We start from the raw sequence: 202 nt of genomic DNA on the forward strand, positions 1-202 counted from the left end.
CGGTATGAGTCGAGAGGCTCACGTACCGTTCTGCGAGAGGCTGCGGGGGTAGTTCCTGTGGCCTACTCAACCCATCCATGATCAGTTAAAGAATATTTCTCAGATAGAGCATTCAAGACACCGCAGTCAGCTCGGTTTTTTATTGGAAATCGTCGCGGGCTTAATTGCTTATACATTCCAACCTAAAAAACCGAGCTTGAAT

The 202-nt window shown here is 47.0% G+C and carries 1 pseudogene; it reads left to right on the forward strand.

What is annotated here, in order from left to right:
• Positions 1-67: 67 nt before the first annotated feature.
• Positions 68-202, forward strand: a pseudogene (locus tag ACGF5R_RS25270) (IS982 family transposase); the annotation flags it as partial.

It is taken from the genome of Photorhabdus sp. RM71S, assembly GCF_042879355.1.
GTDB lineage: Bacteria > Pseudomonadota > Gammaproteobacteria > Enterobacterales > Enterobacteriaceae > Photorhabdus > Photorhabdus kayaii.